General features: G+C 39.1%; 29 protein-coding genes. 9 read left to right on the top strand and 20 right to left on the bottom strand.

The window, feature by feature from the left end:
* Nucleotides 1-39: 39 nt before the first annotated feature.
* Together lptE and holA are read left to right on the top strand one after the other, a co-directional pair.
* A complete protein-coding gene (gene lptE, locus ACERCG_RS03965) occupies nucleotides 40-528 on the top strand; it encodes an LPS assembly lipoprotein LptE (protein WP_373610780.1) in 489 nt (162 codons plus the stop codon).
* 37 nt (nucleotides 529-565) lie between these two features.
* Nucleotides 566-1588 (top strand): DNA polymerase III subunit delta, encoded by a 1023-nt coding sequence (holA, locus tag ACERCG_RS03970; RefSeq protein ID WP_373610781.1) that lies wholly within the window; start codon nucleotides 566-568, stop codon nucleotides 1586-1588.
* Here holA and yacG read toward each other — a convergent pair whose 3' ends face one another.
* The 6 genes from yacG to ppdD all read right to left on the bottom strand — a co-directional run bounded on the left by yacG (nucleotide 1589) and on the right by ppdD (nucleotide 6350).
* Nucleotides 1589-1774: a DNA gyrase inhibitor YacG gene (gene yacG / locus ACERCG_RS03975; RefSeq protein WP_176671236.1), complete on the bottom strand. Its 186-nt coding sequence runs from the start codon at nucleotides 1772-1774 to the stop codon at nucleotides 1589-1591. It lies immediately after the preceding gene.
* Complete coding sequence (gene coaE / locus ACERCG_RS03980; RefSeq protein ID WP_373610782.1) at nucleotides 1756-2391, bottom strand: dephospho-CoA kinase; 636 nt, start codon at nucleotides 2389-2391, stop codon at nucleotides 1756-1758. Before coaE ends, yacG begins: the two co-directional genes overlap by 19 nt.
* 221 nt (nucleotides 2392-2612) lie before the next feature.
* Nucleotides 2613-3266, bottom strand: a complete 654-nt coding sequence (locus ACERCG_RS03985; protein WP_373610783.1) for a prepilin peptidase — start codon at nucleotides 3264-3266, stop codon at nucleotides 2613-2615.
* Nucleotides 3267-3269: 3 nt separating this feature from the next.
* Nucleotides 3270-4466: a type II secretion system F family protein gene (locus ACERCG_RS03990; RefSeq protein WP_373610784.1), complete on the bottom strand. Its 1197-nt coding sequence runs from the start codon at nucleotides 4464-4466 to the stop codon at nucleotides 3270-3272.
* Entirely contained in the window at nucleotides 4459-5850 is a 1392-nt protein-coding gene (locus ACERCG_RS03995; RefSeq protein WP_373610785.1) for a GspE/PulE family protein, read from the bottom strand. The genes ACERCG_RS03990 and ACERCG_RS03995 overlap by 8 nt, the downstream gene beginning before the upstream one ends.
* 20 nt (nucleotides 5851-5870) lie before the next feature.
* The gene (gene ppdD / locus ACERCG_RS04000) at nucleotides 5871-6350 is read right to left on the bottom strand and encodes a prepilin peptidase-dependent pilin (protein ID WP_373610786.1); all 480 of its coding nucleotides are present in this window, start codon (nucleotides 6348-6350) and stop codon (nucleotides 5871-5873) included.
* A 181-nt stretch (nucleotides 6351-6531) separates the two neighbouring features.
* On the opposite strand from ppdD, the gene radA reads away from it, so the two are divergent.
* Complete coding sequence (gene radA, locus ACERCG_RS04005; protein WP_373610787.1) at nucleotides 6532-7911, top strand: DNA repair protein RadA; 1380 nt, start codon at nucleotides 6532-6534, stop codon at nucleotides 7909-7911.
* Between the two features lie 54 nt (nucleotides 7912-7965).
* Here the strand turns inward: radA and ACERCG_RS04010 are convergent, their stop codons facing one another.
* Nucleotides 7966-8196 carry a YgjV family protein gene (locus ACERCG_RS04010; RefSeq protein ID WP_373610788.1) on the bottom strand — a complete coding sequence of 77 codons (231 nt, stop codon included), beginning with the start codon at nucleotides 8194-8196 and terminating at the stop codon, nucleotides 7966-7968.
* Nucleotides 8197-8315: 119 nt separating this feature from the next.
* The gene (gene folA / locus ACERCG_RS04015; RefSeq protein ID WP_373610789.1) at nucleotides 8316-8810 is read right to left on the bottom strand and encodes a type 3 dihydrofolate reductase; all 495 of its coding nucleotides are present in this window, start codon (nucleotides 8808-8810) and stop codon (nucleotides 8316-8318) included.
* A gap of 111 nt (nucleotides 8811-8921) precedes the next feature.
* Here folA and proB point away from each other — a divergent pair, with 111 nt between their 5' ends.
* From proB to ACERCG_RS04035, 4 genes are all read left to right on the top strand, one after another.
* Nucleotides 8922-10022: a glutamate 5-kinase gene (gene proB, locus ACERCG_RS04020; protein ID WP_373610790.1), complete on the top strand. Its 1101-nt coding sequence runs from the start codon at nucleotides 8922-8924 to the stop codon at nucleotides 10020-10022.
* Nucleotides 10013-10777 (top strand): TSUP family transporter, encoded by a 765-nt coding sequence (locus ACERCG_RS04025; protein ID WP_373610791.1) that lies wholly within the window; start codon nucleotides 10013-10015, stop codon nucleotides 10775-10777. The genes proB and ACERCG_RS04025 overlap by 10 nt, the downstream gene beginning before the upstream one ends.
* Nucleotides 10778-10779: 2 nt before the next feature.
* The gene (nth, locus tag ACERCG_RS04030) at nucleotides 10780-11412 is read left to right on the top strand and encodes an endonuclease III (protein ID WP_373610792.1); all 633 of its coding nucleotides are present in this window, start codon (nucleotides 10780-10782) and stop codon (nucleotides 11410-11412) included.
* Between the two features lie 108 nt (nucleotides 11413-11520).
* Nucleotides 11521-12771 (top strand): multifunctional CCA addition/repair protein, encoded by a 1251-nt coding sequence (locus ACERCG_RS04035; protein ID WP_373610793.1) that lies wholly within the window; start codon nucleotides 11521-11523, stop codon nucleotides 12769-12771.
* A gap of 110 nt (nucleotides 12772-12881) precedes the next feature.
* Here the strand turns inward: ACERCG_RS04035 and ACERCG_RS04040 are convergent, their stop codons facing one another.
* The 11 genes from ACERCG_RS04040 to ACERCG_RS04090 form a co-directional block, all read right to left on the bottom strand.
* Entirely contained in the window at nucleotides 12882-13817 is a 936-nt protein-coding gene (locus ACERCG_RS04040; RefSeq protein ID WP_373610794.1) for a TDT family transporter, read from the bottom strand.
* Between the two features lie 128 nt (nucleotides 13818-13945).
* The gene (gene iscX / locus ACERCG_RS04045) at nucleotides 13946-14140 is read right to left on the bottom strand and encodes a Fe-S cluster assembly protein IscX (protein WP_006248391.1); all 195 of its coding nucleotides are present in this window, start codon (nucleotides 14138-14140) and stop codon (nucleotides 13946-13948) included.
* Nucleotides 14140-14481 carry an ISC system 2Fe-2S type ferredoxin gene (gene fdx, locus ACERCG_RS04050; RefSeq protein ID WP_373610795.1) on the bottom strand — a complete coding sequence of 114 codons (342 nt, stop codon included), beginning with the start codon at nucleotides 14479-14481 and terminating at the stop codon, nucleotides 14140-14142. The genes iscX and fdx overlap by 1 nt, the downstream gene beginning before the upstream one ends.
* Before the next feature lie 214 nt (nucleotides 14482-14695).
* On the bottom strand, nucleotides 14696-14863 hold the full coding sequence (locus ACERCG_RS04055) for an Imm51 family immunity protein (protein WP_373610796.1): 168 nt from the start codon (nucleotides 14861-14863) through the stop codon (nucleotides 14696-14698).
* A 9-nt stretch (nucleotides 14864-14872) separates the two neighbouring features.
* Complete coding sequence (hscA, locus tag ACERCG_RS04060) at nucleotides 14873-16726, bottom strand: Fe-S protein assembly chaperone HscA (RefSeq protein WP_373610797.1); 1854 nt, start codon at nucleotides 16724-16726, stop codon at nucleotides 14873-14875.
* A 57-nt stretch (nucleotides 16727-16783) separates the two neighbouring features.
* Entirely contained in the window at nucleotides 16784-17416 is a 633-nt protein-coding gene (locus ACERCG_RS04065; RefSeq protein ID WP_373610798.1) for a DUF2625 family protein, read from the bottom strand.
* A gap of 53 nt (nucleotides 17417-17469) precedes the next feature.
* Nucleotides 17470-17991: a Fe-S protein assembly co-chaperone HscB gene (hscB, locus tag ACERCG_RS04070; protein WP_373610799.1), complete on the bottom strand. Its 522-nt coding sequence runs from the start codon at nucleotides 17989-17991 to the stop codon at nucleotides 17470-17472.
* Nucleotides 17992-18000: 9 nt separating this feature from the next.
* Nucleotides 18001-18324 carry an iron-sulfur cluster assembly protein IscA gene (gene iscA / locus ACERCG_RS04075; RefSeq protein WP_025217574.1) on the bottom strand — a complete coding sequence of 108 codons (324 nt, stop codon included), beginning with the start codon at nucleotides 18322-18324 and terminating at the stop codon, nucleotides 18001-18003.
* A 108-nt stretch (nucleotides 18325-18432) separates the two neighbouring features.
* Nucleotides 18433-18816: a Fe-S cluster assembly scaffold IscU gene (gene iscU, locus ACERCG_RS04080; protein WP_188156489.1), complete on the bottom strand. Its 384-nt coding sequence runs from the start codon at nucleotides 18814-18816 to the stop codon at nucleotides 18433-18435.
* Between the two features lie 115 nt (nucleotides 18817-18931).
* Nucleotides 18932-20152: an IscS subfamily cysteine desulfurase gene (locus ACERCG_RS04085; protein WP_373610800.1), complete on the bottom strand. Its 1221-nt coding sequence runs from the start codon at nucleotides 20150-20152 to the stop codon at nucleotides 18932-18934.
* A 56-nt stretch (nucleotides 20153-20208) separates the two neighbouring features.
* Nucleotides 20209-20661, bottom strand: a complete 453-nt coding sequence (locus tag ACERCG_RS04090) for an Rrf2 family transcriptional regulator (RefSeq protein WP_373610801.1) — start codon at nucleotides 20659-20661, stop codon at nucleotides 20209-20211.
* A 357-nt stretch (nucleotides 20662-21018) separates the two neighbouring features.
* Between ACERCG_RS04090 and ACERCG_RS04095 the strand changes: the two genes are divergently transcribed.
* Nucleotides 21019-22515, top strand: a complete 1497-nt coding sequence (locus ACERCG_RS04095; protein WP_373610802.1) for an outer membrane protein transport protein — start codon at nucleotides 21019-21021, stop codon at nucleotides 22513-22515.
* Between the two features lie 63 nt (nucleotides 22516-22578).
* Nucleotides 22579-23133, top strand: a complete 555-nt coding sequence (locus ACERCG_RS04100) for a methylated-DNA--[protein]-cysteine S-methyltransferase (protein WP_373610803.1) — start codon at nucleotides 22579-22581, stop codon at nucleotides 23131-23133.
* A gap of 114 nt (nucleotides 23134-23247) precedes the next feature.
* On the opposite strand, the gene ACERCG_RS04105 is transcribed toward ACERCG_RS04100, so the two are convergent.
* Nucleotides 23248-25089, bottom strand: a complete 1842-nt coding sequence (locus ACERCG_RS04105; RefSeq protein ID WP_373610804.1) for an ATP-binding protein — start codon at nucleotides 25087-25089, stop codon at nucleotides 23248-23250.
* Nucleotides 25090-25115 lie beyond the last annotated feature (26 nt).

Genomic DNA, 25115 nt, shown 5'->3' on the forward strand with positions numbered 1-25115 from the left:
TCGGACGCACGCAGTGCGTCCCTACAAGGAAATCTAGTTATGATTAAAAAACTCTCCCTCGTTGCTGTTTTTGCTCTTTCCGCCTGTGGTTGGCATTTCAAAAACAACGAAGTATTATCTGAATCGCTCAGAACATTAACCTTTGAAAGTGCAGATCAACACAGTGAAATGTCTCGCATTTTACGCAATGAGCTACAATTAAACGATGTGAAATTAGTACCAAGTTCTGCCAATGTATCAAAACTTCGTTTAGTGTCTACCTCAACGGATAGCAAAGTGGTATCGGTATTCAAACAAGCTCGTGAAGCAGAAAAAATCTTAACGCTAAACGTGGATGCCATTGCCGATATTCCAAACAAAGGGCAATTTCCGCTAGAAGTATCTGTTCACCGTACATTCTTTGATGACTCTCGTGCAGCTCTTGCGAAATCAGCTGAACAAGAGATGATTATGAAAGATATGTATCAGCAGGCATCTCGTCAGCTAATCATTAAAATGGCAGCATTGAAAAAAGAGCTTTCAAAATAATCATTATAAGGGCGAAATCATTCGCCCATTGTTCAGTATGCAAAGAATCTTTCCTGAAACACTTCAACTCTCTTTAAGTAAAGGATTACAGCCCTTTTATCTATTAACAGGGAACGATTTACTCTTGGTCAATGAATCCAAAGATTTGATTGTTCAATCTGCCCGTTCAAATGGTTTTGATGAAAAGAAAGAAATAGAAGTTAAAAACGATACCAACTGGGAAGCCCTTTTTGAAGCAACGCAAGAAATGGGGTTATTTTTTACCCGCCAGATTATTATTCTCAATTTCCCAGAATCTCCAACGGCTGCACAGTTTAAAAAGCTCGCTGAACTCCGTGCCTTAATTCATTCTGATCTACTCTTTATTTTGCATTTACCTAAATTTTCCAAGGCAATGGAAAAACAGGCTTGGTTTAGCCAAATTGAGCCGCAATTAGTGCAAATTAATTGCCAAACGCCCGAAATTAGTAAGCTTCCGCAATGGTTAAGCAATCGAGCTAAAGAGATGAATTTACAGATTGAGCCAGAGGCAACCCAACTACTCTGCTATAGCTATGAGGGAAACTTACTGGCATTAAAGCAAGCCCTACAGCTCCTACAACTTCAATGTAATGATGGTAAGATTACCCTTAATAAAGTAAAAGAAGTGGTGGAACATTCCGCTCAATTTACCCCATTCCAATGGATTGATGCCCTTTTTGAAGGGAAAATCGGACGAGCTCAACGCATTTTACATCATCTACAAAATGAAGAAATGCAAGCAGTAGTTTTATTGCGTATTGTGCAAAAAGAGCTAATGATTTTGCTTGAAATAACCCGCTCTCCAACGTCAATCTCAAGTGAGCAGGCTCTCTTTAATGGTAATTTACGAGCAGAATTTGACCGCTTGAAGATCTGGCAAAACCGCAGACCATTCTACAGCCAAGTAGTACAACGTTTAACCTACAAAAAACTTTACGCCCTAATTCAACAACTTGCCGAATTAGAGCGTAAAGTAAAACAAGAATTTAGCGATGATATTTGGCTAGAACTTGAGCGTTTCTCTGCTCAATTTGCCTGATTAATACTTCTCTAAATCTTCACTAAAAAGATCCGCCTCTTCACTGGCGATAGCGTGCTTTTCTGAAGCCCAATCACCTAAATCAATAATTTGGCAACGCTCGCTACAAAACGGGCGGTATTTGCTCTCTTTGCTCCACACCACTTCTTTTTCACAAGTTGGACAATTTACGATGGTTTCTGACATTCTTTTTCCTTATTTGCTAATGCTAAATATTTATGATGTAAGGCTTGAACCTGTTCTTTAATTAACTGCAAACCTTGTTCAATCGGCAAGTTATTTTCAATTACATCATCAGCATAACTTAATCTTTCTTCACGGCTTACTTGAGCTGCTATGATATTTTTAATGGTTTCTTCTTTGCTTTTATCTCGCCTTGTGGCTCGTTCTAGCTGAATTTCGGGGCTAACATCAATCACTAGCACTCTATCACAAAACTCAGTTAATTTATTTTCAATCAGTAGTGGCACAACCCAGATCACATAACAAGCGGTCGATTCTTGCAATTTTTTTACCATTTCTTCTCGAATGGCTGGGTGAAGTAAATTATTCAGCCAATCTTTTTCCGATTCGTTATTAAACACAATTTGACGTAGCTTCGCTCTATCTAGCTCTTTTTCTGCGTTAAGAATATCATCGCCAAAATGCTCCGTTATTTTATCGAACAGCGGCGTTCCTTTTTCAACTACTTGACGAGCGACAATATCCGCATCAATAATGTCTACACCAAGTTCCGCGAAAAGATCTGAAACCGTTGTTTTCCCACTGCCAATTCCGCCTGTTAAGCCGACAACGTAAGTCATAAAAATCCTCAATGTACGATATCGAATACGCCCAATTTTTCGGCTAATTCTTTTTATGATTGAATACTTTCCAAATCTATCTCAGCGATTAATTCTTCGGACATTTTATCAATTTTATCTTGTCGACCTTTTGGTAATTAAAAGAAATTCATCTAGAGTTATTAGCTGCTGCATATTTTCTTCCTCATAATAAAACGCTATCAATTCTATTAATTAATCCCCTAGCTTTCAAGCATAATAACAATAGTCATCGCCAAACTAATAAACGGAATAAATGCCAATTTTTCTAATTTCTGCTTTTTTATCCACCAGTAAACGAAGTAATAAAAAATCCCTAACAAACAAGCAATTAATATCAGCAGTAGCATTTTTTCTATATCGAATAAGGGAGATAAAACCACTAATAGCAGCATATCACCAGAGCCAAATGTTTCTCTTTTAAATATGAGAACGGAAAAGAGAGCAATAAATAAACAAAATAGTATGGTAAACAGTAAAGTTTCGTTGTGGAAAGAATGCAAACTTTCCCATAAAACCAGCAGGAAAATAATCCCGATATATCGAGTGTCTGTTAGGTAATAGCAAATATCTAATATGGAAAGAAAACAAAGTAGAATAAAAATTCCGCCAAGCATTGGACTTTCAGGACAATACATAATGAGTGGAAAAAGCAGAAAAAAGAGGTTCGCCCATTTTGTTTGCCTGGGTTTTAATGCCGATTGAGCAATAAACTGCCGTTCACTTAACCCAAGCCGATTAATTGAGTTTACCTCTTGATAAATTTGCTGGTTTATCCGTGTCGCAAATTTCGGAATTTCTGCTTTAAACCAAAATGCCGACAAAAGGGAAAGGGAGACAGAAAGTAACAGCAACATAAACTACTCCACCAAACTTCCCATATCGAAAATAGGTAAGTAAAGCCCAACAATAATAGTGCCGACAATCACGCCCATTAATAACATTAACATTGGTTCTAATAATTGGGAAAGAATATCAATTTGGTAATCCAATTTTTGTTGATACATCTCGCTAATGTGTTCGCACATTTTGGCAACGTTGCCGCTCTGCTCGCCTATCTCAACCATTTGTGGCATATCTAAGCCAAACACATTCGGGTTGATACCTTGTGAAAATTTATAGCCTTGTTGCAAGAGATTCAGCATAAATTCAATCTCTTTTTGTAATATAGGGTCATCACTTTTTTCAGATAAAAAGGATTTTAATGCCACATCTAACGGAATATGGGCATTCAGCATTAATGCAACATTTTGGCTAAAAAAGACCATACGAGCTTGCTCTATAATTTGCCGAAAAATAGGGAGCTTAGACAATAACCTGATTTTCAATTTCTCCACCCAATTTCCTCTTTTTGCAAAAAATGAGAACAAAATGAACGCTAGTAATAATAAAGTGAATAAAAGATTCTTCTGCTCAATTAAACATTGAGAAAGCGAAAATAAAATTTCAGTAATTAGCGGTAAGGCTTGCTCCTTTGTGCCATAAAGCTCGGCAAATTGCGGCACTATAAAGACCAAAAGCCCGATAGACAGAAAAAGTGAAATGAATAATACAATGGCAGGATAAAACAAAATTTTCTTCACCTTTTTAGCCAATTTATCAGACTTAACTCTGCTTTCCGACAAGTTGGTTAAAATCAAACCAAGCTTTCCGCTCTGTTCGCCCATTTTGATCAGCTGAATTTCTTGATTAGCAATAAATTTATTCAGACATTCTAGTGATTGCGAAAAAGCATAACCACTTTCAATAAGTTGAATAAGCTCACTTAACCATTGATATAAACGAATATTTCGGCAATTTTGCAAAATCATTGCTAGGGCTTGCTTTAACGGCACGGCAGAATTCACTAACAAAGCAAGCTGAGATAAAAATTGGCTGATTTCCTCTTTTTTCGGATTTTGTGAAAACACAAAATTTCTGCTGACACGAATTTGCTGATAACCTTTAGCAAGCAAGGTATTTTCCAGCTCTTCTCTGCTTGAAGATAATAGTCTCCCTTTACGCTTTTGTTGGAAACGATCCACCGCTTTCCAATGAAATTCATAGATTTTAGCCATTGCCTAATACCCTCAAAATTTCAGCCTGATCGGTTTTCCCTTCCGCTAATTTTTCTTTTGCACTTTCATATAGGGTTGCAAAATCTAAACAAGCGGTCGTTTTTTCAAAATTTTTTGCAGTTCGGCTAAAAAGCTGATACACCCCAACTCTACCTTTGTAACCTTGATAACAATGCTCACAGCCAGTTCCACCGCATTTTATGCAAATTCGTCTTAACAACCGTTGAGCCACTACCAGCAGTAACGAATTTTGTAACTCGTATTCTTTTATTCCAAGTTGCAATAATCTCTCTATAGCAGAAGGGGCATCATTGGTGTGCAAGGTGGAAAGCACTAAATGCCCTGTTTGAGCAGCTCTGAGGGCAATTTCCGCACTCTCTTCATCACGAATTTCACCCAGCATAATAATGTCTGGATCTTGGCGAAGAAAGGTTCTCAACAGTTGGCTGAAATCCAAATTAATCCCTCTATTTACTTGGGTTTGGATTATCCCTTCTATCTCAATTTCAATCGGATCTTCAGCGGTTAAAATATGCTTTTCACTACTATTGAGATGACTTAATGCACTATAAAGGGTAATACTTTTCCCACTCCCCGTTGGCCCTGTTACTAAAATTAAGCCTTGTGGCTGATTAAGGGCATTGAGCAATATTGCTTTTTGGCTTGGGTTAAAACCTAACTCTAAAAAATCCAAATTAGTCGGTTTATTCTTTTGAAGCCGAAGAACGACTTTTTCGCCGAAATGAGTTGGCAAAGTTGAAACACGGAAATCTAAGGTTTCCGCTAAAATCGTTTTGAAATGAAATTGTCCATCTTGCGGCAAGCGAGTTTCACTAATATCAAGTTTTGCCAATAACTTAATGCGAGAAATCAACCTACTAGATAAACTTTGCGGAAGCGTTTTATAAATATGCAGTACGCCATCAATTCGTAGTCGAATGAGTAATTTCTCTTTTTGTGGCTCTAAATGGATATCTGAGGCGTTATTTTTTAAACAGAATTTAAATAAATTATCTAAAATTTGGATAATCGGATCATTTCTATCCACTTGTTCTGAATTTGTTATCGAATACGTTGCATTCTCCTCATAAATTTCACTCTGCACACTACTCTGCTCTGGTGAAAGTGCGTTGAGCAAAAACTTCAATTCATCGGAGGAAATCAAAACAGGCTCAATTTGCTTATGGTAGATAAAAGCAAAAATTTCACAGGCACTGATATTTTGCATATCATCAACCGCCAACCATAACTGTGATTGCGTTTCTTTCAGCGGAATAGCCAAATATCGCAATAAAATCTGTTTTTCATTGCAATTTTTCTGCCACTGCTCGCTCGAAATTTCAATCATTTCTTGGCTGGTTAAATCAGTAACTGAATACGTCATTTTGATTTCCTCAAGATGAATTAACCGTTTGATGTAACTGTTGTATTACAGAATCCAGCCGGGAAGAGGCTGGTATCTTTACCACTACAACTCGATGACCAACTAATAGTGTTGTTTTCAAATTTTGGTGTTAACGTATAACTGTAACCATTAAGCGAGCCTTTGCCTGTAACGGTAATCACACCTTTATTTACGCTAATCGAATTGAGGTATTTAGTGTCATTACTATTCGCTTTATTGGCTTGAATACCATTTGTGCCTCCAGAACAATTATCCAGTCCGTTACCGTTATAAATACAGAGTTCAACATCTGATTTATATGAAGCCGAGGCTCTTAACAGCTCAGAAAGTGCCGCCTTTTGGGTGTAGGAGTTGTAAGACGGAATGGCAATGGTTGCCAAAATGGCAATAATCGCAATTACGATCATCAATTCAATTAAGGTAAATGCCCGATGAAGTTGGCGAATACCAAGCGGTCGAAAATGTACAATTTTTTGCATATAAATTCCTTATGAATAAAAAGCCAAAAAAGTCTGGCGATGAAAGTGTGCAAATTTTTTGAAATTCTTGCGATAAGCAAATTTCAATTTTTCGACGCAGATCGAAAAAATAATATTTCCATCTGTTTATTCATACAGTTTTTTGCTAGAATTTCACAAATTTGAAGATTGAGGATTAAAAATGGCAAAAGCACCTAAAACCGCCTATGTTTGTAATGATTGCGGTGCAGAATATGCCCGCTGGATGGGGCAATGCAAAGAATGCAAGGCTTGGAATGCAATTAGTGAAGTGCGATTAATTTCGAGTAAAGAAACCGCAAAATCTGACCGCTTTAGTGGCTATGCAGGGGAAACCTCAGGCAAAGTTCAGGCTCTTTCCGATATTAGCTTGCAAGAGGTGCCTCGCTTTAGTAGTGGTTTTAATGAACTAGATCGTGTGCTAGGTGGTGGTGTTGTGCCAGGTTCGGCTATTTTGATTGGTGGGCATCCGGGAGCAGGAAAAAGTACATTGTTACTGCAAGTGATGTGCGGCTTGGCTCAACATCTCCCTACTCTTTACGTAACAGGTGAGGAATCATTACAACAGGTGGCAATGCGATCGAATCGTTTAGGCTTACCAACGGCAAATCTGAAAATGTTGTCTGAAACCTCTGTCGAGCATATTTGCAATATTGCAGACCAAGAAAAACCGAAGATTATGGTGATTGACTCGATTCAAGTGATGCACTTGTCGGATATTCAATCCTCTCCAGGCAGTGTTTCACAAGTGCGTGAATGTGCATCTTTCCTTACCCGCTACGCCAAAACCCGCCAAGTGGCGATTATTATGGTTGGGCACGTCACTAAAGATGGCACGCTTGCCGGCCCGAAAGTATTGGAACACGCTATTGATGCCTCATTACTGCTTGAAGGCGAATCAGATTCTCGGTTTAGAACCCTGCGTAGCCAGAAAAACCGTTTCGGTGCGGTGAATGAATTAGGCGTATTTGCGATGACGGAACTTGGCTTAAAAGAAGTTAAAAACCCGTCTGCTATTTTCTTAAGCCGTAGCGAAGAGCAAACACCGGGCAGCTCTGTAATGGTATTGTGGGAAGGTACTCGCCCGTTACTTGTTGAAATTCAGGCATTGGTTGATCACTCAATGCTTGCGAACCCTCGTCGTGTGGCGGTGGGGTTAGATCATAACCGTTTATCGCTATTACTGGCGGTTTTACATCGACACGGTGGGCTGCAAATGTCGGATCAAGATGTCTTTGTGAATGTAGTAGGTGGCGTGAAAGTAACAGAAACCAGTGCCGATCTTGCATTGATCTTAGCCTTAATTTCGAGTTTCCGAAATCGCCCACTTCCTCAGGATTTAGTGGTATTTGGCGAAGTAGGATTAGCAGGCGAAATCCGCCCTGTTACTAGTGGGCAAGAACGTATTAGTGAGGCGGCAAAACACGGCTTTAAACGGGCGATTATTCCTCACGGCAATGCCCCGAAAAAGGCAATTAAAGATATGCAGGTGTTCACTGTAAAAAAACTCAGTGATGCATTAGATATTCTTTATAACCTCTAAAATTAAGAACCGCTTGTAAGTCTGTCTTACAAGCGGTCTGTTTTAGGTAAAAATTTACGAATGTGCAGTTGTCGGTTGATTCGCTTTGAAAATATAGTACAAATTAATGCACACCACCAACGCATTTAAGCCGGTAACAGGAATCGAGCCAATCAGCAACCCATAAGCAACGAAACAGGCACAACCCAGCGAATTGACCACCCGCAGTTTAATCACATCTTTTAACAAAAAAGAACAGGCAACTAAAATCATCGCCACATAGCCAAGTATTTCAATATAGTCCATTTAGAACCTCCTCAAATAAAATAAACAGCCGATATTTTAAAGGCTGTTTTTTTATTTGTATCTAGCTCCAAAAATAGCAAAGGTTTGCGTTCACATTTTTGCTTTTAACCGCTTAGTTATTAAGCAGATTTTCGTTCTAAACGCATAAAACAGCAGCGTAACGGGTTATTTTCATCAATTTCTGACCACTTCTCTTCTATTAACGCCCAATTTTGTTCATCAAATTCAAAGAAAGTATCTCCCTCAATTTCTGCTTGAATCTCGGTTAAATAAAGCCTTTCTGCTAGTGGTAAGGCTTGCTTAAACAGTTCCCCCCCACCAATAATCATTATTTCCTCTGTATTTGCAAAATTTTTTGCTAATTCGACCGCTTGTTCAAGCGATTGTGCCGCATAAGCCCCTTCCACTGTAAAACCTGAACGGGAAAGAATAATATTCGGACGTTTTGGTAAAAGCCTGCCAATAGATTCATAGGTTTTTCGCCCCATAATCACAGGTTTGCCAACCGTATTTTGGCGAAACCACGCTAAATCCACAGGTAAATGCCACGGCATTTGGTTATCTTTGCCAATAACCTTATTCTTTGTTCGAGCAACAATCAGGCTAATTTTCATTTTTTCTCCTATTATGCAATTTGGTTCAATTTTATATCAAATTAAACGTGATTTTACACCTTAAAAATGATAATTTTATTCGCATAATTTCTAAAGATAAGTGAAATCATTATGTCAAAAACTATCGTCATTAAATTTGGCACCAGCACTCTCACACACGGCACTAAAAGTTTAAGCCGTCCTTATATGTTAGAGCTGGTAAAACAAATCGCTCAATTACACCAACAGCATCGTGTGATTGTGGTGACATCCGGAGCTGCCGCTGCCGGTCGGGACTATTTAGGACACCCTGAACTCCCTAAAACCTTAGCCTCTAAGCAAATGTTAGCAGCGGTCGGGCAAAGTCAGCTCATTCGAGTGTGGGAAAATTTATTCGATATTTATAATATCCATATCGGGCAGATGCTCTTAACCCGAGCCGATCTGGACGATCGTGAACGTTTCCTCAATGCCCGTGATACGCTTGATGCTCTGTTTGCTCAAAAAATTATTCCCGTGATTAATGAAAACGACGCCGTTGCCACCGAAGAATTTAAAGTCGGCGATAACGATAATTTATCGGCTTTAGTTGCGATTTTGGCTCAAGCGGATCAGCTCTATTTATTAACCGACCAAGAGGGCTTATTCAGTGCCGACCCTCGCTCGAACCCTGATGCCAAACTGCTCTCGGTGGTGGAAAAAATCACGCCTGAAATCCGCCAAATTGCCGGTGGCAGTTCAACCGGATTAGGCACGGGCGGTATGAGTACTAAAATTACGGCTGCAGATATTGCCACCCGTTCAGGCGTGGAAACTATTATTGCCTCTGGCTCTCGCCCAAATGTGTTGGTGGATTTAGCTAATGGCGAAAACACCGGGAGTAAATTTTTAGTGCAATCTGACCGCTTGGAAGGCAGAAAGCGTTGGCTTTTTGCTGCACCTCAAGTGGGGGAAATCGTTGTCGATTCAGGAGCAGAGCAAGCCTTGCTTCAACATAAATCACTCTTACCTGTAGGCGTTGCTCAAATCAAAGGCGAATTTACACGAGGTGAAGTGATTAAAATCTTCAACCAAGAAGGAAAAGCGATTGCATTAGGCATTGCTCGTTATAGTAGCGAGGCATTGATCCGTATCAAAGGTAAAAAATCTAAAGAAATTGAATCTTTACTCGGCTATGAGTTTGGTTCTGTTGCCGTACATAGTGATGAAATGGTGGTGTATCAATGGAATTAGGCATTGATGTTTTAGCAATTTTGTTCCTAGTCGCCACAGTCGCTGGTTTTATTGATGCGATTGCAGGCGGTGGTGGTTTGCTTACTATTCCGGCTCTAATGGCAGCAGGATTACCGCCTGCAATGGCATTAGGTACAAATAAGCTGCAAGCCTGCGGTGGCTCATTCTCCTCTTCTTTTTACTTTATTCGCCAAAAAGCGGTTAATTTAAAACAAATATGGCTACTCATTTTGTGTACGTTTATCGGTTCGGCTGCTGGTACTATTTTTGTTCAAAATATTGATGTGGAATTTTTGAAAACGTTACTCCCATTTTTAATTTTGATTATTGGTATCTACTTTTTAGTCAGCCCAAGCGTGGGAGATGAAGATCGCAAACAGCGAATTAGCTTTACTACATTTGCCTTTACTGCTTCCGTTGCTCTCGGTTTTTATGATGGTATGTTCGGACCTGCAACAGGGTCATTTATTACATTAGCTTTTATTTTGTTACTGGGTTTTAATCTGCCCAAAGCCGTTGCACACGCCAAAGTGATTAATTTTACCTCAAATTTTGCTTCACTGATTTTCTTCACTATTGGTGGTGCTGTAGTTTGGAAAGTGGGATTAATTATGATGGTAGGGCAATTTATCGGTGGTACACTTGGGGCTAAAATGGTAATGACAAAAGGCAAAAAATTAATCCGCCCAATGCTGGTAACGATGTCTTTTATTATGGTAGCGAAAATGCTCTACGAACAAGGAATTTTTAATTAGCAATGAATAAAGCAAAACGTGTTGAAATTTTAACTCGCTTACGCAATGAAAACCCAAAGCCGACAACGGAACTGAATTATAGCAATCCATTTGAATTATTGATTGCGGTTATTCTTTCTGCACAAGCAACAGACAAAGGGGTAAACAAAGCAACGGATAAATTATTCCCTGTTGCTAATACACCACAGGCAATTTTAGATTTAGGCGTAGATGGCTTAAAAGAGTACATTAAAACGATCGGTTTATTTAATAGCAAAGCGGAAAATATTATCAAAACTTGCCGAGATCTGATTGAAAAACATAACGGCGAAGTGCCAGAAGATCGTGATGCTCTCGAAGCTCTTGCTGGCGTGGGTAGAAAAACGGCTAATGTGGTGATGAATACTGCTTTTGGACACCCTACCATTGCTGTGGATACCCATATTTTCCGCGTATCTAATCGTACAAATTTTGCCCCTGGTAAAAATGTTGTGCAGGTTGAAGAAAAGTTACTTAAAGTTGTTCCTGATGAATTTAAAGTAGATGTTCATCATTGGTTGATTTTACACGGTCGTTACACTTGCGTTGCCCGCAAGCCTCGTTGTGGCTCGTGCATTATTGAAGATTTGTGCGAGTTTAAGGAAAAGACTGAATAAGATTATCTGATTATATTAATAAATAACTCCCCTCTTTAGAAAAGAGGGGAACTAGATCGAGCGTAAAATAAATACAACAAGCGGTTATATTTTGAGAGAATTTTACAAATGGAAATCTATTTAGTTGGCGGTGCGGTTCGAGATCAACTTCTCGGCTTACCAGTAAAAGATCGAGATTTTTTAGTGGTGGGAGCAACTGCCGAGCAATTATTGGCTCAAGGTTTTCAACAAGTTGGGGCAGGCTTTCCTGTTTTTCTTCACCCTGAAACCAAAGAAGAATACGCTTTAGCTCGCCAAGAACGTAAACAAGGCAAAGGCTACAATGGCTTCGTTTGTGATTTCTCTCCTAATGTAACTCTTGAACAAGACTTAATCCGCCGAGATTTAACCATTAATGCCATTGCACAAGATGAATCTGGGAAGATTTTCGACCCCTATGGTGGCGTTCAAGATTTAGAGAACCGAGTTTTACGCCATATCTCTCCTGCGTTTAGTGAGGATCCGCTGCGTGTATTACGAGTTGCTCGATTTGCTGCTCGTTTCTACACTTTTGGATTTACCATTGCAGCTGAAACCTTAGATCTAATGCGAGAGCTTTCTAACAGCGGTGAGCTAGAAAACCTCACTGCTGAACGAGTATGGCTTGAAACAGAGAAAGCATTTGGAGAAGAAAGTCCCCATATTTATTTTACTGTTTTGCGACAAGTTGGAGCATTAAAAGTTCTTTTCCCAGAAGTTGATAAACTCTTTGGTGTGCCACAACCGCCTCAACATCACCCGGAAATTGATTCAGGCGCACATACTTTAATGGTATTAGAACAAGCTAAACGACTTGCAAAAAAGGCGGAAAATCCTACCGCTTTACTCTTTGCTGCCCTTTGCCATGACTTAGGCAAAGGCTTAACGCCTGCTGATATTTTGCCTCATCACTACGGACACGAAGCCAAAGGTATTCAACCAACCCGAGAGTTAGCCAATCGATTAAAAATCTCAACTGACATTAAAGATTTTGCCCTTTTAGTGACCGAATACCACACGCATTGCCACAAAATGGCGGAACTTCGCCCTGAAACGGTGATAAAGCTGTTTAACCGCCTAGATGTGTGGCGTAAACCAAACCGCTTTTTTGATTTCCTGCTCGCCTGTGAAGCAGATGCTAGAGGGCGATTAGGTTTTGAACAGCGGAATTACCCCCAACCTGAATTGGCGAAAAAATATTACCAAGCCGCAATCGAAATTGATGTGCAGCAAGTTATTCAAGACGGTTTTGAAAAACAAGCAATTCGGGAAGAGCTGAATAAACGCAGAGTGTATGCGGTAAGAAGCATCAAGCTAGATAGCGACCTAATAAACCATTAGGTTATCCGCCACTTTCTCAAAATCAATTCCCAAAGTTCAATTAGAAAAACGTTGGTTAAATGTATGGATTGTTTAAAAGGTGGCGTTATTTTAGTGAATTTATAATGTTCCTATGCTCTTGATTGTTGTAGCCACAATTTCAGGGTAAAGATCAGCAATAACCCAATGCCGAAATTGGCAATAGTGAAGCCGGCTAACCCAATAAAAGATAAAGGTTCAAATTGATAAAATTCAATCGCACCTCTTGCCATTGCAGCTAAACCAAATGAAAATGCCCAGAAACCCATCGAGAAGCCATTTTCAGCTATCCATTTGAGGTTTCGTAAAATAAAACAGAATTGTAAGAATCCATATCCCCATAACATTTTTGCCAACAAGTCTAATTCTCCACCCATAGAAAAATAGGCAGAAGCGCCCACAAATGCCGGAGCAAGAACAATTCCTAAAGATGGTCTAGCAATCGGAAAAAGCGGACTAAGCCGAATTCTTTGTAACATAGTGGGTTCATATACTAACCAGGAAATTATGCCAATGCCTAAAAATAAAGAGGCAATTTCACTGTAGCCAATTAAGCTTAATGAACTTGCCATAGTGAAGCTCCCTGCAATTGGCGGTAGGTAATGTACCGGGTGTAGCGTTTCCGGCAAAAATTGTGTGCCTTTCCATAATCCACCAATAATAAAAACCAAGAAAATTAAATGCACAATGACGCCTAAAAAAATCAATAGTTCGCCTAAATAAAAACCCCATACATAGAATACATCACCGCTTATCATGGTTGTCATTGTCACTAAGGAAAATAAACAACATTGCACTGGGTGCATAAATTCTGCTTTAATCTGCTCAAAACAAAAAAACACACGATACACATAACAGCCTAATAAGGCTACCCAAAGTATGACTGACGTTCCAGCAATGATATTACCAATTGTTGTAGCATAAGGAGTGATAGGCGTTGCATTTAACCAGGCAAGGCCTAACGCCCCCAGCCCTAATGGCATTGCAAAAAAGCCTGTAGTTATTGGAAAAGGTTTAGATTCACTCATAAATTTATCCTCATATTGAAATAATGCATAACTGTATTCGGCTTTATAACAGTCATATGTAAAAAATTTTATTTTTCTAACCGCTTGTAATAAGAAAAACCTAAAGCACTTGCTTTAGGTTCCTACTACTATTCATACTCTTCTAGCCAGATAGTTAAAATCGCTTCAAGAATATGTTCATTTGATGCTTCCGGATCATCATCGAAATCTTCCATTTCACAAATCCATTTATGCATATCTGTAAAACGAACCGTGGTCGGGTCTAAATCCGGGTTCATATCATACAGATTTTCAGCGATCATTCGGGTATCTGTCCATTTCATTAGTGCGCTGCCTCATTTGCGTGATTTAAATTATATTTTGGAATTTCAACAACCAAATCTTCTTCACCAACAATACATTGGCAACTTAAACGGCTGTCCATTTCCAATCCCCAAGCTTTATCCAGCATATCTTCTTCTTGATCTGAAGTATCATTTAACGAATCAAAACCCTCACGAATTACCACGTGGCAAGTGGTACAAGCACAAGAACAGTCGCAAGCGTGATGAATTTCAACGCCTGCTTCGTGTGCTACTTCTAATAAATTATCCCCAGCGTTAGCTTCAACAACCATACCTTCCGGGCAGAACTCTTCGTGTGGAAGAAATACAATTTTTGGCATCTTAATTTTCCTTTAATTAATCCCATTCAATATTATCTATATGTTCGCCAATGAAGTTTAAAATTTCGTCTTCATTTTCAACCAAATAGATGATAATATTTTTCAATTCTCTCGCTTTTTCTTTGCTTTTTTCCGAAAGCGGATAAGTAACATAATAACACCCTGCTTCAGGATCTTCCTCTAATAACTCTAATAGGCTTGGTCGATAAATACTTCAATACGCTCTTAAAAATGCAGCCCAATTATAGCCGTTCATATAAGCATCTTCATATTCGGCATTAATTCGCTCACCCAGTTCAAAAATGCGGTTATCTTCTAAATCAAATTCCACCGCAATGGTTCTAAACTGTTCTGAAAGTTCGGTTTTTACATAGTTAGACATAAAAACTCCTTATGCAAGATCGTCCATTTTTTTACCTGCTAACGCTTTTTGAATAGATAAATTCATACGGCGTGCGGCAAATTCTTGTGTGGCTAAATCTAAATCTTTAATGCCTTGTTGAATTGCAAAGCGATCAGTACCTTCTTTTAATTCGATTAAACGGGCTAATTGTGCTTCAATCGCTTGGAACTCCTCTACACTCAACACCGCAGAGCCATCTTCTTTCAATGCCGTTACAACACTGTCGATCACTCGGTCGGCTTCTACTCGCTGTTCAACTAACTGGCGGGCTTCCATATCTTCTTTGGCATTTGCCATTGAGGATTTAATCATCTGCGTAACTTCTTCATCGGTTAAGCCATAAGACGGTTTGATTTGAATTGAAGCCTGCACTTTGGTCGATTTCTCCATTGCGGTCACGTTTAATAAACCGTCTGCATCAACTTGGTAAGTTACCCGAACCTGTGCAACCCCTGCTGCCATTGCCGGAATGCCACGCAAAGTGATTTTACCGAGAGAGCGACAATCTTCGACTAATTCACGCTCACCTTGTAAAACGTGGATTGTCATTGCGGTTTGTCCATCTTTACCTGTAGTAAATTCTTGGGCTCTGGCAACAGGAATTGTCGTGTTGCGTGGAATAATTTTTTCCACCAAGCCGCCCATTGTTTCAATACCCAATGATAATGGCACAACATCTAGCAATAGCATATCAGAATCAGGCTTGTTACCGACTAAAATATCCGCCTGCACAGCTGCACCAATCGCCACTACTTTATCAGGATCGATAGAAGTTAATGGTGTTTTTCCGAAAAATTCGCCCACTTGTTCACGCACAAACGGCACTCGGGTTGAACCGCCGACCATTACCACTTCAATCACATCTTCTGCTTCAACGTCAGCATCTTTCAATGCACGGCGGCAAGTCATCAGTGAGCGTTTTACAAGCGGTTGAATTAGCTCATTAAATTGCGAACGGCTGACAGTTCCAACCCAATTTGCAAATTTCACCTCAAATTCGATCGCTTGTGAAAGAGCAACTTTTGTTTGAGTGGCTAAGGTTAATAACTCACGCTGCTCGCTTGCGGTTTGTGGCTTGTAATTGGCTTGCTCAGCAATCCAATCAGCTAATAAATGGTCAAAATCATCTCCACCGAGAGCCGTATCTCCAGCTGTTGCTAATACCTCGAATACACCTTTGCGTAAACGTAAAATAGATAAATCGAAAGTACCGCCACCTAAATCGTAAACGGCAATCACACCTTCTTGTCCGCTGTCTAAACCATAAGCAATCGCTGCTGCGGTTGGTTCATTGAGTAAACGCAACACATTTAAACCTGCAAGGCGTGCTGCATCTTTGGTGCTTTGGCGTTGTGCATCATCAAAATAGGCAGGCACAGTAATCACCACACCTGAAAGCTCTCCGCCTAAACGCTTTTCGGCAAATTGTGCCAAGTGGCTTAAAATATCTGCCGAAACTTCAATCGGACTTTTATTGCCTTGAGCTGTTTGAATTAAAGGCAAACCGTTTTCGCTCGCCACAAATTGATAAGGTAAATTTTGATAACGTTGCTGAACATCTGCCAAAGAACGCCCAATTAAACGTTTAGCTGAAATAACCGTATTTTTCGGGTCAAGAGCTGCTTTGGCAAACGCTTCAACCCCAAGCGTTTTTTCTGCTTCTGCATAATGCACTACTGACGGCACTAATGCTCTTTCTTGTTCATCAAGTAATACTTGAGCCTGCCCGCTACGCACAGTTGCAACCAATGAATTTGTTGTGCCTAAATCAATTCCCACTGCTAATCTGTGTTGATGTGGTGCAGCGGTTTGACCTGGTTCAGAAATTTGTAATAATGCCATTATATTTTTATCTCTCTAAATTCTATCGCTCTCTCCTTTTATGGGGAGAGTAAATATTTAAGCTACTGAATATCCCATATTTTCAGGGGCAAATACGCTTTGGTAGTGGCGTTCAATCGGTACAGCAATTTTGCTGTTTAGCTCTAGCACTTGATGCCCTTGCAATTTTTCTACATCCGCTTGCCAGTTTTCCCAACGTAACTCTTGGTAAAAATGGTTCAAATCCCCTGCTAATGCCCACCCTAGAAATTCTGAATAACCTAATTGAGTGTTTTCCCATTTTTTAGCTGTTGGGTGATAATAATAAACTTTGCCGAGTTCTGAGCCGATTCCACCAGCGTTAATCGCGAAATAACCGCCGATTGCATCATCTGCTACCAGCAAGTGACTTGGTTGCTCGCCCGATTGTTTAAACGTTTTACCGAAGTTCCAATCAAATAAGCCACGAGGCAATTTTTCATTTCCCGAACCTAAAATGCGTAACCAACCGTGATCAATTAATAAACCACCTGTCTCATAAAGCATAGCCCCAAGCAGAGAGCGAGTGGAAAGCTGCATTCCGACTAACGCCGAACCTGCATCTTCAGGGTAACTAGCTAAAATCTGGTAATGATTTTTTGCTTGGGTAAACCAGTCTCTTAAAATTAACCAAGCTGAATTTTTATCTAATAATTCTTCTAAACTCTTCATTTGCAAAATTTCCTTAGAATTTGACCGCTTGCGAAAACCATACAAATATAGGACTAATAATCAAAGAATTTTTCTTCCACTTTCTCAATCTGAATAATCAATTTTTTGAAGTAACGGAGTTTATCGGTTAAGGCATTGGCTGTTTGCCATTGTTCTAAATTTAATTCTGTTTCAAGCTGTTGAATAACTGCTTTTTGTTCTGTTTTGATCTGTTTTAAAAAAGCGGTTAATTCTGTTTCATCTTTACGGTGTTCGATGGTTTCGAGCTTTTCGTGCCATTCCAGTTGTTGCATTAAGAAATCCACATCCCGCATACTTTTTTCTTCGAGATTTTTTGCTTCACCTGTATGAATTTCAATAATCGCTTCTGCTCGTAAAATCGGATCTTTAAGGATATTTAAGGCATCGTTCACATCTGCCGATTTTTGCACCGCTTCTAGCTGTTCAGCACTTGATTTGTGAGCAAAATTATCCGGGTGAAGCTGTTTTTGTAAAGCAAGATAATGCTCAGAAAGCTGGGCGTTATCAACTTGGAATTGAACAGGCAGATCAAAAAGCGTAAATGGGTTACTCATTTATTCTCCTTACACACTAAAACTTTCGCCACAACCACATTCATTTTTGACATTTGGGTTAGTGTATTTAAAGCCTTCATTTAAGCCCTCTTTTACGAAATCTAATTGCGTGCCATTAAGATAAGTGAGGCTTTTTTCGTCCACAATTACTTTTACTCCGTGTTGCTCAAATACGTGATCGTCTTCATTTAATACATCAACAAATTCCAGCACATAGGCTAAGCCTGAACAACCCGACGTTTTCACGCCAAGTCTTAAACCTATACCTTTGCCTCTGTTTTCTAAGAATGTACGAACTCGGTTTGCGGCGGCTTCTGTTAAGGTAATACTCATAGATGTCCTTATGTGAATGGATTAAATCAAGATAGAAATAGCAAATGCAAGCGGTAAAATTTTGCAAATTTTTTGCAAAAATCGACCGCTTGCATTTATTGTATCATATTACTTCGCTTGTTTTTCTTTATAGTCTGCGATCGCTGCTTTAATCGCATCTTCTGCAAGAATTGAGCAGTGAACTTTTACCGGTGGTAATTCAAGCTCTTCTGCGATATCGCTGTTTTTAATTGCACCCGCTTCATCTAAAGATTTGCCTTTCACCCACTCTGTAATTAACGAACTTGATGCGATTGCAGAACCACAACCGTAAGCTTTAAAACGTGCATCTTCAATGATACCCTGCTCGTTTACTTTAATTTGTAAACGTAAAATATCACCACACGCAGGTGCACCTACCATACCTGTGCCTACATCTGATGCTTCTTTATCAAATGTACCCACGTTACGTGGATTTTCGTAATGATCAATTACTTTCTCGCTATATGCCATTTTGATGTTCCTTCTATTTCAGGTTCAGGCGAAAAATATTTCGTCCCTACATTCAATTTAATATTTATGATGAAACCGTATTTTGTAGGGGCAAATTATCATTTGCCCACAACAATTAATGGTGATTCCATTCGATTTTGCTTAAATCCACACCGTCTTTAAACATTTCCCAAAGTGGAGAAAGTTCACGTAATTTCACAATCGCTTTTTTCACGATTTCGATAGTGTGATCGATTTCTTCTTCGGTTGTCCAACGACCTAAAGTGAAACGAATTGAGCTGTGTGCTAATTCATCATCACGGCCGATAGCACGTAATACATAAGAAGGCTCTAAACTTGCAGAGGTACAGGCTGAACCTGATGATACTGCGATATCACGTAATGACATCATTAAAGACTCACCTTCAACAAAGTTAAAGCTGATATTTAAGTTTGAATCAATACGTTTACCTTCTTCCATTGAACCGTTTACATAAACTTCTTCAATATCTTTAAAGCCATTGTATAAACGATCACGAAGCGCTCTTAAACGTGGCATTTCAGTTGCCATTTCTTCTTTTGCGATACGGTAAGCTTCACCCATACCCACAATTTGATGAACAGGTAATGTACCTGAACGCATACCACGCTCGTGACCACCACCGTGAATGATCGCTTCTAAACGAACACGTGGTTTACGACAAACATATAAACCGCCGATACCTTTTGGTCCGTATAATTTGTGGCTCGAGAAAGACATTAAATCAACATTTAAGTCTTGTACATTCACTTCGATTTTACCAACAGATTGCGTTGCATCCACGTGGAAAATGATTTTTTTCGCACGGCAGATTGCACCAATCTCTTTAATTGGCTGAATCACGCCCATTTCGTTATTTACGTGCATTACTGATACTAAAATGGTATCCGGACGAATTGCCGCTTCAAATTTTGCTAAATCTAATAAACCGTCTTCTTCAGGGTCTAAATAAGTTACTTCAAAACCTTCACGCTCTAATTGACGACAAGTATCTAATACTGCTTTATGCTCGGTTTTCACAGTGATAATGTGTTTACCTTTAGTTTGGTAGAAATGTGCAGCCCCTTTAATTGCAAGGTTGTCTGACTCTGTCGCACCTGAAGTGAACACGATTTCACGGCTATCTGCACCGATTAAATCTGCAATTTGATTACGAGCCACATCAACCGCCTCTTCTGCTTCCCAACCAAATTTGTGTGAACGAGAAGCCGGGTTACCAAAGATACCGTCTTTGGTCATATATTCCATCATTTTTTTCGCAACACGTTCGTCCATTGGCGTGGTTGCTGCATAGTCCAAATAAATTGGTAATTTCATTGTTACTCCTAGTTAAAACAACTTACAAGCGGTTGTTTTTATTAAAAATTTTGTAATTAGTGATGATGAGGATGTTCGTGACAATGCTCTTTTTCACAATCGTGATCAGCGTGTTCTGCAGCTAAGTCTGCTACTGAAATTGTCCCTAAAAACTGCTCAATTTGATCTTCTAATCGCTCCCACAAAGAATGCGTTAAACATTGAGAATCTTTACGGCAGTTACCGCTACCTTTACATTTGGTTACATCAATATTTTCGTTTACCGCAGAAATAATCATTCCTACGCTAATCTCTTCCGGCTTTTTGCCTAACTGATAGCCGCCGCCCGGTCCTCGAACGCTCTGCACAATGCCATCACGGCGAAGCTGTGCAAAAAGCTGCTCTAAATAAGAAAGGGAAATCGCTTGGCGATCTGAAATATCCGCTAAACTCACAGGCTCTAATTTGCCGTGTAAGGCAATATCGATAATAGCCGTTACTGCATAACGCCCTTTTGAGGTAAGTTTCATAAAATATCCTCATAGTTTATCCAGAAAACCTCTGGAGCAATGTGTAAATTTTGATATAACCAACTAATTTAGTCAATCATTTAGCACTAATTAGTGTGAAAGGTTTTATATATTAAAAAAATGCAAAAATAGTGAAATCTATTATACGAAAAAATAACTCAAAATACCAAAAAATAAACCTTTATAGACAATATAATTGTATTACTATTCATATCAACTGATCGGAACAGTTGAAATTTTGCAAAATTTGATTGATAGCATACGTCTTGCTCTCTAAAATCAGTGCGTTATAACATTTTAACAATCCAAATTCTTTATTAAAACTCACTATTTTTCATATTATTTAAGAGACTTATTATGAAAATTTTTTCAAAAACATTACTTGCATCATTAGTTACACTTTGTTCAGCAGGCACTGCTCACGCAGCTGCATTCCAATTAGCCGAAATTTCAACCTCAGGTTTAGGTAGAGCTTACGCTGGTGATGCAGCTGTAGCGGATAATGCTTCTGTAGTTGCAACCAACCCTGCATTAATGACATTATTCAAACAAACCGAAATTTCTGCAGGTGGTATTTTTGTAGATGCTGATGTAAATATTGAAGGAAAACTCAATGCTACAGATACAGATGCTTCACATAAAAATGTCATTCCTACTGCCATTGTCCCAAATGCTTATATCGTTTCACCTATCAATGATCGTCTTTCTCTTGGTGGTGGCGTAAATGTAAACTACGGCTTAAAATCTGAATTTGATCCTAACTATTCAGCCGGTTTCTTAGGTGGTCGTACATCATTAAGTGCTGTGAATGTAAATTTCAGTGCAGCTTATGATTTAGGTTATGGTTTTGTATTAGGTGCAGGTCTGAATGCAGTACACGCAAAGGCTGAGCTTGAGAGATTTTTAGGTAATAGCATTGAAATGGCGAAACGCCGTATCACAACAGCCAAACTAGGTTTACAACAACTGGAGCAAGGTATCGCACAACTTGAACAAGGTATTCCTGTAGCTCCTGTTAGTCAACAGCCTGTTTTACAAGCTCAACTTGTTGAACTAAAAGCCCGACAAGCAGGAGTTCTAAATACGTTACGAGCTTCAGGGTTTAATGTAACATCATCTGCTCAGCTGTCAGCTGTTGAAAATCAATTAGATACTTTAAACGCTATAACAAATGAATCTGACACCATCCACAAACTCAAAGGCGATAAATGGGCTTTAGGCTGGAATGTTGGTTTAGTTTATAACATTAATGAAAGAAACCGTTTAGGCTTTGCTTACCACTCTGAAATTGATCTTAAATTTAAAGGTAAATACTCCAATAACGTACCTGTTGCAATTCCAAACGTTGTAAATACTATTACAGGTGGGGCAGAAATTGATGGTACATTAAGACTGCGTTTACCAGCATTCTGGGAAGTTTCAGGTTATCACAAACTTACCGATAAACTTGCAGCACAATACAGCTATAAACGTACGGACTGGAGCAAATTCCAAAGCCTAGATGCTTATGATATGCAAGGTAATCAACTATTACACAAAACTGAGAAGTTCAACGATTCACAACGTGTAGCACTAGGTTTATCTTATGATGTAAATGAGATGCTAACCTTACGTACAGGTGTCGCATTTGATGAAAGTGCAAGTGTAAATCATCCATCAATCTCTATTCCAGACACAGATCGTGCTTGGTATTCTGTCGGTGCTACAGTGCGTTTCACACCAAACCTATCTGCTGATGTAGGTTACTCACATCTTCGTGGTAGTAACTTAACGTTCTCTGAAGATGGTTTAGCGACATTCAAGAGCAAGGCTCGCGCTAACCTTTACGGCTTAAACGTAAACTATAAATTCTAATTTAATGAATTAATGCAAAAAGAGGTGTAAACTAAATTACACCTCTTTTTTATTGGATTAAAAATGAAATCTCAAATTTACTACGATTATTACCAAAGCCCTGTGGGTAGATTACTTTTACTCGCCCAAAACGAAGGGTTAATTTATATTGAATTTGAACAAGAGCAACGCACAACTTCTGTTGAGCCATTTACCAAAGTAACCCCCGCAAGCGGTGCAATTTTAGAAATTTTTTGCAAAACCAAAGAGATTTTAGACCGCTATTTTGCCGGCGAGCCCGTGAATTTTCATCAATTGGATTTTCTTGCTCCGCAAGGCACACCATTCCAGCAATCAGTTTGGAAAATATTGCGTGAAATTCCTTACGGGCAAACTACTACTTATGGCGAAATTGCAAATCAATTAGGCAAGCCAAGTGCGATGCGAGCCGTTGGCGGTGCAGTTGGGCGAAACCCAATTTCGATTTTAGTGCCTTGCCACCGAGTATTAGGGAAAAATCAAGCCTTAACCGGATTCGGCGGTGGATTACCGAATAAACGTTTTCTACTACAGCTTGAAGGCATTGCCTATAAAGATAAAGGCATTGAATTTGTCAAACCGAAAACTAAGAAATGGTAAACAGCTGTACGTTGAATTTTGCTAGCGCAAGCATCCACGCTTGTGCTTATATATAAAAAATGGCACAAGCGGACACTTGTGCCATCATAGCATTTCAAATTTAGCTAAACCTACTTAATGGCTGGATACATATTCCTTAGCTAATTGTAAATCCATCTGCCATTTGGAATAAATCATTTCCACCCAATGTGCAATATTTTGTGCCCACTGCTCGCCATTATCAGATTGAGCAAGCTGAGCGATTTGTTGTAGTTGATGTAACCCAACAGAAGCTAATGCTCCTTTGATTTTATGAGCTTCATCAGCCGTTAATTTACGGCTTTCGGGAGAATTGGTTATTTGCCAATCGGTTAGATAACGCTGTAAATTTTCCAAATAAGTTGGCATTAAATCCGCAAATAACGTCATATTGGCAAGCATATTCTCTTTTCCCATTACCTCAATTAATTCATTTAGTATTGTGATGTTATAAGGTAAATTTTCAGTATTTTCTAATACAAGCGGTTGTTTTTCTTCACTTTTTTGTAAAAAGTGATTATCAAAGTGATGATTTAGGCAATTCACTAACGCCTCTAAAGATAAAGGCTTACGAAGTACATCGTCCATACCCTGTGCTTGGTAATCTTGTTGGCTCTGAATAACATTCGCCGTTAGGGCAATAAGTAGTGGTAGATACTCTATTTCCTCATTTTCATAACGGCTTCTTAATGTTTGTGCAATATCAAAACCCGTCATATCTGGGAGCTGAATATCTAATAAAATTAGGTCGTAGCTATTTTGCTCAAAACGTTTAAAAGCCTCTGCTCCCGTCATTGCAACATCAACCTCACAGCCGACTTTTTCCAACATTGCTTGAGCAACCACCACATTCATTTCAATATCTTCAACTAAAAGCACTTTTAATCCGTGCTTTTGAATAGCTAATTCGGGCTTGGTTTCTGTGCTTTCCGCTTGAATGGTTAAAGTAAAGGTTGAGCCTTGATTTTCTTGGCTTTTTACCGTTAAATCGCCGCCCATCAGCTTCGCAATCCGTTTTGAAACCGATAAACCAATGCCGCTTCCTTGTGCTTTTTTCTCTTTCGAGTTTTCAGCTTGGTAGAACATATCAAAAATTTTGCGTTGATCTTTTTCAGGAATACCAATGCCTGAATCCGCCACGCTAAAGCTAAATTGCTCTTTCTCTAATTGGTAAATTTCTAGCAAAATTTGACCGCTTGTTGGGGTAAACTTTACTGCATTACTGATTAAATTCCATAAAATTTGGCTTAGGCGAGCATAGTCTGTGTAAATATATTTAGGTAAATTCGGCGGATAGGTTAATTTAAACTCAATATTTTTATTGCCCGCCATAAAGTTACCGAAATTGGCGATATCTTGAATGAGTTGCTCAAATTCCACCTCTTTTCTAAACAGCTCAATACGGCTGCTGTCAATTTTTTCTAGGTCGATAATATCGCCAAAAATATGAGCCAATGTCGTTGCACTCATATTGATGGTTTTTAGATACTCTTGTTGCTTTTCGCTTTGTTGTTCATCAAGCAAAATTTGGCTTAAGCCAATAATGCCATTTAGTGGAGTGCGTAACTCGTGGCTGATGGTTGCCATTAAAATGGTTTTATCACGGTTATTTTTCTCTAATTTTGCGTGGAGATAAGCGTCTTGTTCTCGTAGTTCTTCTAAATCTTTTACTGCTTTTTCTAATCGTAAACGAGAGCGTTCCAACTTTTCGACCAAAAGGGTGAAAAAATAGAGTACAAAAGGAGCAGAAATCAAGCCAAATGCGATAGAACGGAGAATATCCATCACCACAACTTGTCCGATGAATAGGTAGGTTAATCCACTTTGAATTAAAATTGCAGAAACCGCCACAATAAAAAAGCCAAGTAGAGAAGCTTTTAACCGCCCGAGTTTCAGCACCCAATTTACATATTTTTGACTAAATTTTTTAACTTGCATAATCTTCAAACCATAAAAAAGCAGAT

This window comes from Mannheimia sp. E30BD, from assembly GCF_041807785.1.
GTDB lineage: Bacteria > Pseudomonadota > Gammaproteobacteria > Enterobacterales > Pasteurellaceae > Mannheimia.